Below are 13923 nucleotides of genomic sequence, written 5' to 3' on the forward strand. Positions count from 1 at the left end.
TTATCTGGGGATAGCTGGGTATAGGTATACGCTTTAACAGAAGTGTTCTTTTAATCATCTTTATTCACTTGCTTGTAGGCACTGCGATCCGCTTTCCTCCGGTTGTCGAAGTTTTCCTGTTCCAACGCTTTTCGATCCCATCGGGCCAGGTCAGCGGCCGCCTCATAAGTGCTGTGCAGGAAGTCTATCAGCACAGCTTCCGGATCATCGGCACCTTGCACTGCATCGTAAGGTAGAATGAACTCCCGAAGCTCCGGATGGTAGTAGGCCTGATCAGGTTTTATGCGGGCTTCTTTATACCCTTCCGGTTCTGGATAGATGTAGCTGTAAAACGCTGCTGAAGGAAACGCCTCGCTTCCCGGCCAGAAGCCGCAGCTACAAACTTCTTTTGAATAGGCTTCCTGTGCTACCCAATCGGGTAGGTTGGGCACGCCTCCCGGATGCTTGGGTGCCTCACGGCCAGAGAAACGCGACACTGCCAGATCGAAACTACCCCAGAAGAAATGCACAGGGCTGCACTTGCCTCTGAACTCAGCCCGGAACCGGGTAAAAACATCTTGCGCTCGCAGGAATGCCTGGTGCAAAGATGCGGCATGTTCCGGGTTGTAGGTAGCATGGGTTACATCTTTGTCAAATGAAATAGGGTTTTCCAATTCATTCGGGACCGGGTAAATGTCTGCCCGTATACCTACTTCCCGAAGGGCATCCAGAACCTGTTGGTAACAGCCCGCCACCGACAACTTTTTTAAGTCAATACTTTTTGTTTCGCCCGCACTGGTTTTTAGTTGCAGTTGGTGGCGTATAAAGTCAAAGTCAAGCTGAAAGTGCTTTTCCCCGTCCACGATATCCGAAGTAGTGAGTCCGCTGGGCGTGACATAGAGTGTGACGTGCCAGGAATGATTGATCCAGGGCGTTTTAACCAGTCTGATCTTCCCCACGATCTGCGTCCACAGGTGTATCGTTTCATAGGTTTTTTGAGCTTCCTCAAAGGAAAGCTTAGGCCATGTTGTTTTCATCGGCAATTATTCTCAAACAGACGTTAATCCAGTAGTGTGATGATATCGCTGGGCTTGCTTAAAAGGCGGTGCAGCGGACATGCTTTCGCTATTTTACACAGCTTGCCCCGTTGCTCTGTCGTCAGCGTTTCACCAAAAGATACACTGCAGTAAAAAACGTTATTACCAGAGGCTGCATTGGTGTTTTTCACCAGGTTCACCTTTGCTTTAATCCAGCTTATCTCCCACCCTTTTCGTGTTATATACATACGCAGGGTAATCACCATACAAGATGCCAGGGCCATACACAGGTAGTCCCCGGGGTTAGGCCCCAGATCCTGTCCTCCAAGATCAATAGGTTCATCGGCTACCAACCTATGTTGGTTCGAGAGAAGTTTTGTCGTATAGACTTCCCCGGTATTTTCGGCTTCAGCAGTAGCAATTATGTTGGGCATTTTTTGTTATTAAATGTTCGTACAGGACTGAATCACTCGTCTTGAAAAATTTGACAGACAACAATCTAACACCAATACCAGGTTAACTGTTTTTGCTTAATTCCCAGTCCATTACACCTTATACCGCTTCGATAGGCAAGTGGTTCTGAAAGCGTCACACCTATCTTGCTTTGCCTTGAACGCCGGGTTTGTGTCGGGGTGAAATGGCCCATAATTGCAACCTACGGCATGCCCCAGATTGAAGAGGAGCAACCAGTGTAGACGATCGCGGTCACCAGGGCAGGAAACACCTTGGGTATCAGACTGGGGATGACACTTGTGACCTTTATTAGAAGTCAATATGGCTGGCAATAATATATACTGACTTATACCTTAGGCGAATGACTTTGGCCAACCTATACCTTCACCGGATGTGTTTCCAGGTATGCTGAAGTGTAAGGATGTTCCTTAGCTACTCCTTCAGACATGATGTGCATCACAGTCCATCCTCTTTCTTTAAGATAGTCCGAGATGATGGCGCGATGGCACCGCCACCACACGGCTTCGGAACACATGTAGGCGGTTCGCTTCTGGGTGGCGAGCTCCGTCAGCTTTGCTATTGCATCTTCAAATTCCTTGGTTTCAGCGTAGTCGGCATAGCCTCGAAAGGATTCGCTCCTCCAGACGGTGTGGGGTGAGTCAGGCCTTGGCTTTCTGCGGCCGCCCAGCTCTTGCTCGGGCATATACCTGATACCAGCCTCGGGCAGGTAAGATTCCAGGGCTGACACGTTGAATTGAGGATACTTTTTAGAGCCGGGATACCGGCGCACATCTACTAGCACCTCAATCTGAAATGACTGCAGCGCTACCACAAATTCCTCCGGACTTCTGGTCGAGTGACCGAATGTCCAGATAGTTTTGTTCGTTGTTGCCATATTTGTTTGTCTTCACGTTAAACACCTTCATCTTTTGTAACAAATGCGCGGCCTTCCTGGAAGCACTATGAGATCGCTTTCAATCCAGCCTCGATCAAGACAATGTTATTTTGAGGTGCTTTCTCCCTGACTGCCTGTACAGCCTCTTGCGCCTGTTCCAACGGCATTCCGATTTGTTTCGAGAATTAAGTGTTGAATGGCCTCATTGCCTGGCTTTTCATACTGCAGGCAGGACGAAAGGTTGGCTTGAGATAGTGTATGTTCCTTAAAGCGGCCCCGAAAGAGCCTGCTTACTCTGTCACTGCGCTGGAACTTCGGGCACTGGCAGACTGACTATATCGTAGCCCCTCTTCGAACTAGAACATGTCATACTCATCACCTTCTTTATGGCCGATAGGGTCAGCATGGAGCCGTGTGATCACTCATTATTACTCGTTGTAGGCCGCGGTAATGGCAAATGCGCAGATCCCGAACAGGTCAGGTTTACAATTCCGGGTTGTCGTGGCCCAGCTTAAGTAAAGGCGAAGGCCCCTGCCAGATCAGGGACGAAGTAGAGCGACTTTAGTTCTTTCATTCTGATACCCCCAAGTTTAATGGAACCAGGCCGCGGCGGCCGTCATCATCGCCTGCAAACCAGTTTTTAAGGTTGGGTGTATTACGGGCGCAAACTTAGGTGAATGGTTACTGGGTATAGAATTTAATTTATCTGCCTTCAGCGCCTCCCGGAAAGTCTGCGGATTGGTTCCGCCTACAAACCAAAAAACATAAGGCACTTTCCAATTCCGGCCAAAAATACTAAAGTCCTCGCTGGCTGAAGCGGGCTTGGTTTCAAAAGCCCGGTCCCCAAACTGCATCTTGAAGGCTTCCACCACCCTGGCGGTAGCTTCGGCATCGTTCACGGTCATCGGGTAACTGACGAGTTCGGTAAATTCAGGATCTCTTGGGGCATTGGAAGCGGCACATTCCGCACAGCAGATCCGTTTTACCGCAGAAAGGATGTGATCCTTTACACTGTCGTTGAAGGTGCGGATGTTCAGTTTGAGCGTGGCCTCCTCCGGGATGATATTTTCTTTTGTGCCTGCCTGCAGGGCTCCTACAGTCAACACGGCATTCTCTATCGGGGCCACCTCACGGGAAATAATGGTCTGCAGGCGCATGGTAGTGGCCGCCGCCATCACCACCGGGTCGATGGAAGTATGGGGTTGGGAGCCATGTGAGCCACGCCCAAAAAGCTTTACTTTCAGGCTATTGCCGGCCGATAAAATCGTGCCGCTGCGATACTTGACAGTGCCGGCTTCGCCTACCATCACATGCTGCCCCAGGATGATATCCGGCTTGGGGAAACGCTCCATCATGCCATCGTCTATCATACTCTGGGCGCCGCGTCCTACTTCTTCTCCAGGCTGGAAAACAGCCATCAGCGTCCCTTTCCACAAGTCTCTGTTTTCTGAAAACAACCTGGCCGCACCCATCAGCCAGGTAACGTGCAGGTCGTGGCCACACACATGCGACACCCCAACCTCTGTTCCTTCTTCGTCCCGGGCTATTTTAGTGCTGCCATAAGGCAAGCCTGTGTCTTCGGTCACAGGCAGTGCATCCATATCTGCCCGAAGCATCACAACCGGCCCGTCGCCATTCTGTAAAATACCAACCACACCGGTTACTCCTACGCCCGTAGAAACCTCGAAGCCATACCTGACTAAATAATCCGCAGCAATTTTAGCCGTCCGGAATTCCTCCATAGATAACTCTGGGTTCTGGTGAATATCTTTATAGATGGCTTCCAACTCTGGAAGTAGCGGTTCTATCAAGCTGTCCATTTTGTCGTTGAAGGCTTTGATTTGAGGAATCTCCATAACTATCGTGTTAACTCTAACTAAAAATTATACGTCGGCTGATACAAGGGCTTCTTTTGGGCTGCTTTTCGGGATTGTCAGCAGGATAGCCACGACGGCTACCACGATCATAAATACGTTAAACAGCAACCCTATACCGGCAGCATACCGCACGTTTACATTATCTGTTCGGCCCATAAAAAGATCTGCCATAGGCGGAATACCTTCCATCTGACTGAGGCCGTAGAAAATAGCTGCCGAAATAGCCACACCGAAAGCAGCCCCCAGCGACGATGCCATCTTGTAAATGCCGGAAGCTGAACCGGCCTTGTCACCAGGAACATTACTTAGAGCTGCATCAGTGGAGGGCGTGGCGTAAAAGCCTAACCCTATACCAAACAACGTAAACCCGATAAATGAAACGATGATATACTGCTCAGCCAATAAAAAGGTAAGACTGGTGAGTAGAATACCTACTCCGGTAATAAAACAGCCAAGTAGCATGGGCTTTCTCGGTCCCATTTTTTGAAGCAGTTTCTCACCTACACGAATGGTGCTCAGGATCGCTACTAAATATCCAATCGTAATTAAACCGGATTGCAAGGAAGTCAAGCCAGCCTCTGCCTGCACAAGTGCCAACGATACAAGCAGTGTTCCGGCAGCGCCGTTGAGCAGAAAGTTGGATAATGTTGCTCCTGTAAATGTCCGGTTATCAAAAAGCGACAGATCAACAAACCCGTTTTCGCTTCTTTTCTCTATCCTCAGAAAGATAATGGTTGAGATGATGAAAACGGCTATACCTGCAAGTACGGCAGGGCTTAACCAGCCAAGGCTGGCACCTTGCCCGATCACGATATTGATGGCCAGCATGGCGATAATGAACGCTATTAGCCCGGCCCAATCGAAAGCTTTTTCGTCCGTTTCAGTTGATTTACTTTCCGGAGTGCCTCTTATGAGCAAATAACTAATAACCGCGACAAGTATGGACAGAATAAAAATCCAGCGCCAACCCATGGTGGAGGCAACAAGGCCACCAAATAACGCACTCAGGCCGGAACCGCCCCACGAGCCGATGGACCAGAAGCTAAGCGCCCGCTGGCGCTCTTTCCCTTCGTAGTAAGCTTTCATCAGGGCCAGGGTTGCCGGCATGATACAGGCTGCTGAAAGCCCCTGCAGGATGCGTCCGGCCAGGAGCAACACCGCAGTACCCGTAGGCGAGATCACGATCAGTATGGAGCCGATAACACTCAGCAACAAGCCGATGTTTGTCAGCTTTACCCTACCTAAACGGTCTGCCAAACCGCCTGCCACCACTATAAAAATTCCCGAGAAAAGCGCTGTGATACTAACGGCCAGGTTGTTCAGGTCGTAGCTAATCTGTAGGTCTTCCTGCATGGCAGGAGCAATGTTCAGGGTTGTTTGGGCAAAGAGCCAGAACGTAACAACAGCTAAGACAATACCTAAAATAAGCTTATCTGTTCCCTGATAGTTTGCGGTGCTAACCTGAGTTTGATTGAGAGAAGCCATACACACATCATCATTTGATATTTGAACGTAAATGGCTGTAAAACAATAATGAAAAAGAATAAAATTACTTTATATTCCACTTGCGCTGTCTCCTTCGCAGGGTTTATGAGCCGATATCGGGCTGTGACTTCAGGATAGCCAGAATGCAATAGAACGTCTTCCCGCAAAGAGAATGCTCGTGTTATTTTTCAATAGTTGCTCCCTAAATCCTATACTTCTGCTTCATCACCTCAATCAGTTCTCTCTTTATAGAAACGTCAGGTTGGTGCGCGGCAAAATATTTCCAGACGCCGTCGATGTGAATCAGCAAGAGCTCTGCCTCCAGGGCAGGGTTGCTATACCCTAACGCGCTGAAACATTCGGTCAGCCTGAGCAGACAAGGGCGCATGAAATTTTCGTGGTAGCGGGAAGAGATGGGGTTGAGCGGCATGATCTTGTACTGCATGCGCCAGAAGTCGGGGTTGGAGCGCGTGAGGTGTATGGGCAGCTCGATCATGCTGCTGATGTAGGCGCTTTCCGGGAGTCCTTTCAGGTAGAGGTTGGTTTCAACAACGGAAGTCTGGTAGGCTTTTTTGATGATGGTTTCGAGCAAATGGTCTTTGGTGCCGTAGTGCTTAAAAATCAGCGCTTCTGAAGTGTTGGCTTCAGAAGCGATTGATTTAGTGGAGGTGGCCCGGACGCCATTCTCTGTAAACAGCTTTAAGGCAGCATCGAGTATGGCCTCTTTCTTACTCATCAGATCTTAATCAAAAAAAACAGCGTAAAGGGTCTATACCCTTTCCAGTATGACGGCATAGCCCTGCCCTACCCCCACGCACATGGTTGCGAGGGCATAGCGCTTCTGCTGTCTTTTCAAGGCAAGCGCCGCGCTGTACACGATGCGCGTACCGGACATGCCAAGCGGGTGCCCCAGGGCAATGGCTCCCCCATTCACGTTCAGGCGCTCGTCATCATCTGCCAGTCCCCAGGCCCTGGTGCAGGCCAGGCTCTGCGCCGCAAAAGCTTCGTTCAGTTCAATGATGTCCATGTCGTCCATGGTCAAGCCTGCTCGCTGCAGCGCTTTCTCAGTGGCGGGTACCGGACCGATGCCCATGATGCGGGGCTCTACGCCTGCCACTGCCGAGCTCACGATACGGGCGAGCGGCTTGAGCTTGTATCGCTCCAGGGCTTCTTGGGAAACGATGTAGGTGGCGGCCGCGCCATCATTCAGCCCAGAAGCGTTACCGGCCGTCACGGTGCCATTGGCTTTGAAGGCTGGCTTCAGTTTGGCCAGTGTCTCCAGGGTGGTGTTCGGACGTACAAATTCATCTTTGGAAACGATGATCGGTTCTCCTTTTCGCTGCGGGATAATGACAGGCATGATCTCTTCTGCCATCGTACCGTTTTGCTGCGCTTTGGCCGCTTTCATCTGCGAGTGGTACGAGAACTTGTCCTGGTCCTCGCGGGAGATCTCATACATTTCAGCCAGGTTTTCGGCCGTCACGCCCATGGGGTCGGTACCGTATACCTCTTCCATTTTGGGGTTGATGAAGCGCCAGCCGAAACTGGAGTCGTGCATTTCGGAATCGTTGCCGAAGGCTTTGCTGGGCTTGGAAACCACCAGCGGGCCGCGCGTCATGTGCTCTACGCCACCGGCTATAAACACATCGCCATCTCCTGCTTTAATGGCCCGTACGGCGTGAATAATGGCCGACATGCCGGAAGCGCACAGGCGGTTCACGGTTTCGCCGGGCACTGTCACCGGCAGACCGGCCAACAGGCCCGCCATGCGGGCTACGTTCCGGTTGTCCTCGCCGGCCTGGTTATGGCAGCCCAGGATCACATCGTCCACGGCGTCTTTCGGTATGTCCGGATTTCGGGAAACTAACTCTTTTATGACCATCGCTGCCAGGTCATCGGTGCGGATGGGTGAAAGTCCGCCGCCCAGCTTTCCGACCGGTGTCCTGATTCCATCTACGATATAGGCTTGCTTGCTCATGATATTTCTCAATTAACTGGTTTGATTTCTTCTTAGCTTATCAGATAAAAACGAGGTCGTGCCGGACACTCCGTATCCGATCAGACAACCCAACGCAACACATAAAAAACGCTCCACCCCCGCCCAGTTGGACATGGTTTCCTGTTCATGTATCACCACAATAACAAGGGCCACCACAGCAGTTCGGGCCACACTCATCAGGTTAAAAAAATGGCAGACCAGAATGGATACCGCGATTCCAAGCACCATCATGACCACCTGAGGAACCTGGAGCAACACGCACAACAGTCCGACACTCGACCCGATCAGGTTCGATTTTACGCGCTCGACCGTGAGTCTGGAAGAGTCCTTTATTTCCGGGGACAAGACCAGCAAAATAGAGATCATCGTCCAGTAGAACTCAAACTGAGGAAAAGCCAGGTATAGCGTGTAGCCGATCAGGAAACCAATGGTACACCGGATAATGTACAGGACCATGTCTACATCAATGCTATACCTCTTGACTGCCATCTGTGCGGTTCTCCTTTACATAATTGAGCGGCGCGGGGCCATTTTTACGCTGAAAGCGCCTCTTTGAACCTTGCGGTCGTCTTCTCCCGCACTTCTTCTAAAGTCGTCCCCGGCATCAGCTCGGTCAGCGTCAGCTGCCCGTCGATAAAGCGGAAAACGGCCAGGTCCGTGATGATCATGTCCACCGCTTTCAGGGCTGTGAGCGGCAGTGTGCAGGCCGGGACCACTTTGGCGGAGCCGTCTTTGTTGGTATGGGTCATGGTGATGATGAGGGTTTTGGCGCCTGAAGCCAGGTCCATGGCGCCGCCTACACCCAACAATGGCTGACCGGGCACGGCCCAGTTGGCCAGGTTGGCTTTTTCATCCACTTCCAAGCCGCCCATTACGGCAATGTCCACGTGCTTACCGCGGATCATGGCAAAGGAGTCGGCACTGTCGAAGTAGCTGGAGCCCGGAAGCGCCGTTACCGGAATCTTACCGGCATTAACCGGGTAATCCATTGCGCCACCGCCATCTTTTGGCGACGGCCCCACACCCAGCATGCCGTTTTCGGTGTGCATCACGATGCCGTCTTCCGGCGTGATCAGATCGGCCACCAGCGTAGGTATACCGATGCCCAGGTTCACGACATCACCCCGTTTCAGTTCCCTTAAAGCACGCTTGGCCATGTTCATGCGGCGCTCACTCACTTTGCGTGAAGAGTCCACTGAGGCAGAGGAGCCCAGATCCTCCAGGGTCAGCGTTGCCTGCACGAGGTAATCCACATAAGAACCGGGCGTGTGCACGTGTTCCGGGGCGATCTCCCCTACCGGCACAATCTCTTCCACCTCGGCTATTACCAGATCGGCAGCAGTTGCCATGGCGCGGTTAAAATTCTGCTCGGTCATGCGGTAGGTCAGGTTGCCGGCTGTGTCGGCTTTCCAGGCGCGCACAAAGGCCACGTTGCCTCTTATACCTTCCACAAACACCTGCTCTTTTCCCTGGATCACTTTCGTTTCGCGGCCTGCTGCCAGTTCGGTGCCCGCAGAGGTAGGCGTATAAAAGCCGCCTATACCTGCGCCACCCGCCCGGATGGCTTCGGCCAGGGTGCCCTGCGGCAAAAGCTCGTATTCCACTTTGCCGTCCTGGGCTGCTTTCACCGCCTCTGGGTTGCTGGTAAAAAAGGAACCGATCATCTTTTTGATCTGCCCGTTGCGCAGCAGTTTGCCACCGCCTATACCTGCCTCGCCGACGTTGTTGCCGATGAAGGTCAGGTTCTTCGTTCCGGTCTCGGCAAGCGCGTGCATCAGATGCACTGGATTGCCCGTCATTCCGAAGCCGCCCTGCAGCAAAATATCCCCATCCTTTACCAAAGCAACTGCTTCTTCAAGGCTTATCTGTGGTACCGATTTCATGTTTATATCAATGGTAGATTTCTAAATAAAAGTCGCCTTCGTTTTTGGCGGCATAGAGCACATTCGTGGCAAACTCGGTGGGCAATTCCACACTGGACAGGTGATTGGCTTCGAGTTGCACGTGCCGAGAACGCGGGATGCCACTGGCCAGGAATTCCCCGTCGACAGTCGTCGTCACCTCATCCTGGGTGCCGCTGATGACCAGGGTCGGCACTTTCAGATTCGAGAGGGCCTTCCTGAAATCGGCATCGCGCACAGCGGCACAACAGGCCTTGTAGCCCTGCAGGGACGTTTGCGTGAATTTCTCCAGCACATCGCGTACCGCTTCCGGATGCCCCTGCCGGAAGGCCGGGGTAAACCAGCGCTGCGCTGTGCCATCGAGTATACTTGCCAGGCCGTGCTCCTTCACCTGGGCAATGCGCGTGTTCCAGCCCTCAGCGGTTCCGATCTTTGCGGCCGTATTGGCAATGATGTTCTTGATGAAGCGCTCCGGGTGGTGGATGCCCACCCATTGCCCGATCAGCCCGCCCATCGAGAGGCCGCAGAAGTATACCTTGCCCAACTGCAGGTGATCCAGCAACCCAATGACATCCTGACCCAACTCCGCGATGGTGACGGTGTCCGAGTTAATGGAGCTCTGGCCGTGCCCGCGGGTGTCGTAGCGCAGTATGTTGAGGTGCTTCCTCAGGCACTGCACGACCTGGTCCCACATGCTGAGGTCCGTGCCCAATGAGTTGGAGAACACAATGGTGTCATCGTGCCCCAGGTCTTCATAGGTATAGAAGCAGTCGTTACCTGCGATTTGTATTGTTGGCATCTGGTCCTGTGCTAAGGTTTTAACGTGGTCCGTGCGTGCGCTCTATTTCTGCGGCAAACACGCCTTCCCGCTCTTTGTGTATCTCAAAATCGAAGTCGATGGAAGCGAAAGGTTCGCCGATGTTGAATTTCTCTTTGGCCTCTGCAGCGGCGTAGCGAGTGATGTGCGGCACCAGTTCCGGACGGGAAGCAAAAGCGAAGTCATCCCAGATCAGCGGGTCGCCCTCTATGTTGATCTGCGTGGTTAATTTGCGATAGTTGGGTGCGGTCACGAAAAAGTGGATGTGGGCAGGACGACTGCCGTGGCGGCCAATTGCCTTGAGTAGCTGGTCTGTCGCGCCGCCCGGGGGACAGCTGTAGCCAACCGGCAAAATGCTCTTGAACTTATACCTGCCATTTCCGTCGGTGATGATGGCGCGGCGCAGGTTGAAAGGCGGTTGTGACGAATCAAATATGGAGTACATGCCACGCAGGTTGCAATGCCATACCTCTACTTTCGCGCCGGGTACTGGCTTGCCTTCTTCATCTTTCACCTGGCCTTGCATGTAGAGTCGCTCCCCCCCTTCTTCGGGCTCCGTTTCCAGTTCTGCGTAACCAACCGATTCCGGTGAGCCGGGAACGTACAGCGGACCTTCAATTGTTCTTGGGGTGCCGCCTGTTATACCTGCTTTGGCCTCGGCCTCGTCCATGCGCAGGTCCAGAAAGTGCTCCAGGCCAATGCCGGCCACAACCAGTCCCCATTCGTTGTTCCGGCCAGTAGTAGTCAGCCAATCCACCGCTTTCCAGATTTCCTCAGGCTGAATATCCAGGTCTTCGATGGCGTAGAACAGGTCGGTGGTGAGGCGGTTTACAATCTCTTTAATGCGCTCTGAGCCTTGTCCGGGCACTTCTGTCGATTTTATTTTTTCAACAACGGCATCTATTTGGTGTCTTTCCATGGTTAGTTTATGCTATAGTTTTAGGTTGATTTGCTTTTTAAGGTATAAGGCGGGTTTGTTAGTGGGCTTCCTCCTCGTTTTTGACAGAAGAGTAGTGCTGGCAGAGGGCTGTGACTTCCACCTGCATGAACGGGTATAGCGGGAGCGACATGAGGATGTCGTGGAGTTCGCCGGCGCTGGCCACATTAAAAATGCTGATGTTGGCATACTGTCCGGCAATGCGCCAGATGTGGGTCCATTTGCCCTGCCGCTGCAGGTCCTGCGCGAGCGCTTTCTCTTTTGCCTTTAAATCCTCTACATAGACTTTATCTAAATCCAGCGGGATGTTCACTATCATGTGCACGTGAAATAGCATAGCTTATTTTCTTTTGAATTTTTCTACCTGATTCATATCCAGTTCTATACCTAGTCCCGGTCCCTGCGGAATTTCCATGATGCCGTTGCGGTAAGTCAGTCTGGTTTTGACAATATCTTCGGTGAGCAGCAGCGGGCCAAAGAGTTCGGTGCCCCAGTCGAGGTGCAGCGTGCTGAAGACCTGCGCCGAAGCCACCGTGCCCACTGTACCTTCCAGCATAGTGCCGCCATACAGGCTTATACCTGCGGACTGAGCAATAGCTGCCTGTTTCTGGATGTTGATGAGGCCGCCGGCTTTGGAGATTTTCAAGGCAAAGACACTGCCTCCGCCGATCTTGGCGAGTTTAAAAGCATCAGACACCGTGCCTGCTGCTTCGTCGGCCATAATCGGCACTTTAAAGTATTGTGTCAGTCGGGCGAGTCCGTCGAAGTTGGTTTTAAGAATGGGCTGTTCGATCAGATCGATGCCATCCTCTTGAAGTTGGGCTATACCTTGCTTGGCGACGCTCTCCGTCCAGGCCTGGTTGATGTCGACAGTCACTTTTACATCCGGACCAACCGCTTCTTTTATCGCACTCACATGGCGCACATCGGTTTTCCAGTCATAGCGACCGATCTTCAGTTTGAAGGTATTGTGCCGACCATCTTTTAAGAGCGCATGAGCTTCGGCAATATCTTTTTGGGTATCCCCGCTTGCCAGCGTCCAGAGCACGGGTAAAGTGTTGGTTACAGCACCGCCAAGTAAGGTAGCTACTGAAACACCGAGTCGTTTGCCCTGGGCATCCAGGAGTGCGGTTTCAATGGCGGACTTCACAAAGTTGTTTCCTTTGATGTTGTAGTCCAGCAAGGCCATAATGGCGTTGATGCTCAGGGCTGATTTTCCTTGTAGCAAGGGGGCAATGTAGGTGTCCACCGTCAGCTTCATGCCTTCCGGCGATTCATCCCCGTAGCTTAATCCGCCAATGGTGGTCGCTTCGCCTATACCTTCGATGCCGTCGCTGCAGAACAAGCGAACGATCACCATCGCCTGGTTGCGCATCACGGCCATCGACAAGTGGTGCGGGCGGATCGTTGGCAAGTCAACGATCACGGATTCGATGCGTTCTATCTGTATGTCTTTCATTTAGTTAAGTGTACGAGTATACCTTAAAATAAGCGTGTACTTACTCTGGAAAGTAACCACTCACTAAGTATTACAAATGTACTCTTACCCCAGCCGCACGGGTAGGACTAATGCGCTATAAACAAGACAAATCGAACATATGGGTGCTTAGCACTTCTTCACGCCTATATTTTTTCGGAATTCGAGCGGGGTCTGGCCGGTTTTCTTTTTGAAAAGACGGGTAAAATAGGCGGGGTCGTCAAAACCGAGTGTGTAGGAGATATCGGCAATGTTGCTGTCCACATCGGAGAGCGCCAGTTGGGCTTTGGTGATGAAATAATTGATCAGGATGTCTTTGGGGGATTGATTGGCGATGCTTCTGCAGATGCGGCTCAGGTGACCGGTAGAGATGAACAGGTCGCGTGCGTATTCTTCCACCGTTTTTTTGTAGGTATTCTCTGCCCGGATCAGTTGCTGAAAACGCCGGAAGTATACCTTGCTGATGTTAGAGGACGAAAAGAAAGCTTGTTTTCCTCCCAATGATATGCGGTAGAGTTGTACCAGCATCTGTCCGACCAGGTACTGCAGCATCAGGAGCCGCCCCGGTATTTGGCTGTTATACTCGTCCACACACTTCTGCATGGTTTCAAATAATTCTGTAGTGGCAGGTTCTTCTTTTATGACCGACACCATATGAACTTCCTCCATCCCGAAAATCACATCGGCTTCCCGCTGCAACATGTGCTCCAGCACGGTGTCCGCCAGGTTGATGATCCAGCCGGAAACTTCTGTCAGGTGCAAGAAGCCGTGTTCAATATTTTTGGGGACCACAAGGAAAGCGGGTGCCTGTACCGTAGTTTTCTCTGTTCCATGATAGAACTCGGTGCAGCCTTCCTGCACGAGAAAGATCTGCAGAAAATTATGGTGGGCATGCAGTTTTACCTGTCCCTGGTGCTGTTTCCCGATTTCGCCGAAAGGATGCACATGGATGAGCCCTCTAGCAAATTCGATGGTGTTGGTACCGTAAAGGCCTTTGTAAAAGCGTTTCTCCTGCATGTTTTAAGTTGGCACATTTTGCGATAGGAAGCAACGGAAAAATGAATTT

14 protein-coding genes are annotated in these 13923 nt (G+C 51.8%); all 14 read right to left on the reverse strand.

Going from position 1 to position 13923, the window contains the following annotated elements; genetic code table 11:
* Positions 1-50: 50 nt before the first annotated feature.
* The 14 genes from AC4QZR_RS09815 to AC4QZR_RS09880 all read right to left on the reverse strand — a co-directional run bounded on the left by AC4QZR_RS09815 (position 51) and on the right by AC4QZR_RS09880 (position 13874).
* On the reverse strand, positions 51-1016 hold the full coding sequence (locus AC4QZR_RS09815; protein ID WP_494480745.1) for a DUF5996 family protein: 966 nt from the start codon (positions 1014-1016) through the stop codon (positions 51-53).
* Between the two features lie 23 nt (positions 1017-1039).
* On the reverse strand, positions 1040-1450 hold the full coding sequence (locus AC4QZR_RS09820) for an OsmC family protein (RefSeq protein ID WP_494480746.1): 411 nt from the start codon (positions 1448-1450) through the stop codon (positions 1040-1042).
* A gap of 395 nt (positions 1451-1845) precedes the next feature.
* Complete coding sequence (locus AC4QZR_RS09825; RefSeq protein ID WP_494480747.1) at positions 1846-2364, reverse strand: DUF488 domain-containing protein; 519 nt, start codon at positions 2362-2364, stop codon at positions 1846-1848.
* Between the two features lie 590 nt (positions 2365-2954).
* A complete protein-coding gene (locus AC4QZR_RS09830; protein WP_494480748.1) occupies positions 2955-4220 on the reverse strand; it encodes an amidohydrolase in 1266 nt (421 codons plus the stop codon).
* 27 nt (positions 4221-4247) lie between these two features.
* Positions 4248-5726, reverse strand: a complete 1479-nt coding sequence (locus tag AC4QZR_RS09835) for an MFS transporter (RefSeq protein ID WP_494480749.1) — start codon at positions 5724-5726, stop codon at positions 4248-4250.
* A gap of 202 nt (positions 5727-5928) precedes the next feature.
* Entirely contained in the window at positions 5929-6462 is a 534-nt protein-coding gene (locus AC4QZR_RS09840; protein WP_494480750.1) for a TetR/AcrR family transcriptional regulator, read from the reverse strand.
* A gap of 33 nt (positions 6463-6495) precedes the next feature.
* A complete protein-coding gene (gene pcaF, locus AC4QZR_RS09845; RefSeq protein WP_494480751.1) occupies positions 6496-7704 on the reverse strand; it encodes a 3-oxoadipyl-CoA thiolase in 1209 nt (402 codons plus the stop codon).
* 12 nt (positions 7705-7716) lie between these two features.
* A complete protein-coding gene (locus AC4QZR_RS09850) occupies positions 7717-8214 on the reverse strand; it encodes an FUSC family protein (RefSeq protein ID WP_494480752.1) in 498 nt (165 codons plus the stop codon).
* Positions 8215-8258: 44 nt separating this feature from the next.
* Positions 8259-9608 (reverse strand): 3-oxoacid CoA-transferase, encoded by a 1350-nt coding sequence (locus AC4QZR_RS09855; RefSeq protein ID WP_494480753.1) that lies wholly within the window; start codon positions 9606-9608, stop codon positions 8259-8261.
* A 7-nt stretch (positions 9609-9615) separates the two neighbouring features.
* A complete protein-coding gene (gene pcaD, locus AC4QZR_RS09860) occupies positions 9616-10425 on the reverse strand; it encodes a 3-oxoadipate enol-lactonase (protein WP_494480754.1) in 810 nt (269 codons plus the stop codon).
* A gap of 19 nt (positions 10426-10444) precedes the next feature.
* On the reverse strand, positions 10445-11362 hold the full coding sequence (gene catA, locus AC4QZR_RS09865) for a catechol 1,2-dioxygenase (protein ID WP_494480755.1): 918 nt from the start codon (positions 11360-11362) through the stop codon (positions 10445-10447).
* 58 nt (positions 11363-11420) lie between these two features.
* Positions 11421-11717 carry a muconolactone Delta-isomerase gene (catC, locus tag AC4QZR_RS09870; RefSeq protein WP_220626748.1) on the reverse strand — a complete coding sequence of 99 codons (297 nt, stop codon included), beginning with the start codon at positions 11715-11717 and terminating at the stop codon, positions 11421-11423.
* 3 nt (positions 11718-11720) lie between these two features.
* Positions 11721-12839 carry a muconate/chloromuconate family cycloisomerase gene (locus tag AC4QZR_RS09875; protein ID WP_494480756.1) on the reverse strand — a complete coding sequence of 373 codons (1119 nt, stop codon included), beginning with the start codon at positions 12837-12839 and terminating at the stop codon, positions 11721-11723.
* A 147-nt stretch (positions 12840-12986) separates the two neighbouring features.
* On the reverse strand, positions 12987-13874 hold the full coding sequence (locus tag AC4QZR_RS09880) for a helix-turn-helix transcriptional regulator (RefSeq protein WP_494480757.1): 888 nt from the start codon (positions 13872-13874) through the stop codon (positions 12987-12989).
* Between the last annotated feature and the right edge of the window lie 49 nt (positions 13875-13923).

The organism is Pontibacter sp. YIM B11418 (genome assembly GCF_059278805.1).

What these genes read in the sequence shown, in the direction of transcription:
- pcaF (WP_494480751.1), bottom strand. Translation starts at nt 7,704, where the DNA reads ATGAGCAAGCAAGCCTATATCGTAGATGGAATCAGGACACCGGTCGGA.
- AC4QZR_RS09880 (WP_494480757.1), bottom strand. Translation starts at nt 13,874, where the DNA reads ATGCAGGAGAAACGCTTTTACAAAGGCCTTTACGGTACCAACACCATC.
- AC4QZR_RS09835 (WP_494480749.1), bottom strand. Translation starts at nt 5,726, where the DNA reads ATGGCTTCTCTCAATCAAACTCAGGTTAGCACCGCAAACTATCAGGGA.
- AC4QZR_RS09830 (WP_494480748.1), bottom strand. Translation starts at nt 4,220, where the DNA reads ATGGAGATTCCTCAAATCAAAGCCTTCAACGACAAAATGGACAGCTTG.
- AC4QZR_RS09820 (WP_494480746.1), bottom strand. Translation starts at nt 1,450, where the DNA reads ATGCCCAACATAATTGCTACTGCTGAAGCCGAAAATACCGGGGAAGTC.
- AC4QZR_RS09815 (WP_494480745.1), bottom strand. Translation starts at nt 1,016, where the DNA reads ATGAAAACAACATGGCCTAAGCTTTCCTTTGAGGAAGCTCAAAAAACC.
- AC4QZR_RS09840 (WP_494480750.1), bottom strand. Translation starts at nt 6,462, where the DNA reads ATGAGTAAGAAAGAGGCCATACTCGATGCTGCCTTAAAGCTGTTTACA.
- catC (WP_220626748.1), bottom strand. Translation starts at nt 11,717, where the DNA reads ATGCTATTTCACGTGCACATGATAGTGAACATCCCGCTGGATTTAGAT.
- AC4QZR_RS09855 (WP_494480753.1), bottom strand. Translation starts at nt 9,608, where the DNA reads ATGAAATCGGTACCACAGATAAGCCTTGAAGAAGCAGTTGCTTTGGTA.
- AC4QZR_RS09850 (WP_494480752.1), bottom strand. Translation starts at nt 8,214, where the DNA reads ATGGCAGTCAAGAGGTATAGCATTGATGTAGACATGGTCCTGTACATT.
- pcaD (WP_494480754.1), bottom strand. Translation starts at nt 10,425, where the DNA reads ATGCCAACAATACAAATCGCAGGTAACGACTGCTTCTATACCTATGAA.
- catA (WP_494480755.1), bottom strand. Translation starts at nt 11,362, where the DNA reads ATGGAAAGACACCAAATAGATGCCGTTGTTGAAAAAATAAAATCGACA.
- AC4QZR_RS09825 (WP_494480747.1), bottom strand. Translation starts at nt 2,364, where the DNA reads ATGGCAACAACGAACAAAACTATCTGGACATTCGGTCACTCGACCAGA.
- AC4QZR_RS09875 (WP_494480756.1), bottom strand. Translation starts at nt 12,839, where the DNA reads ATGAAAGACATACAGATAGAACGCATCGAATCCGTGATCGTTGACTTG.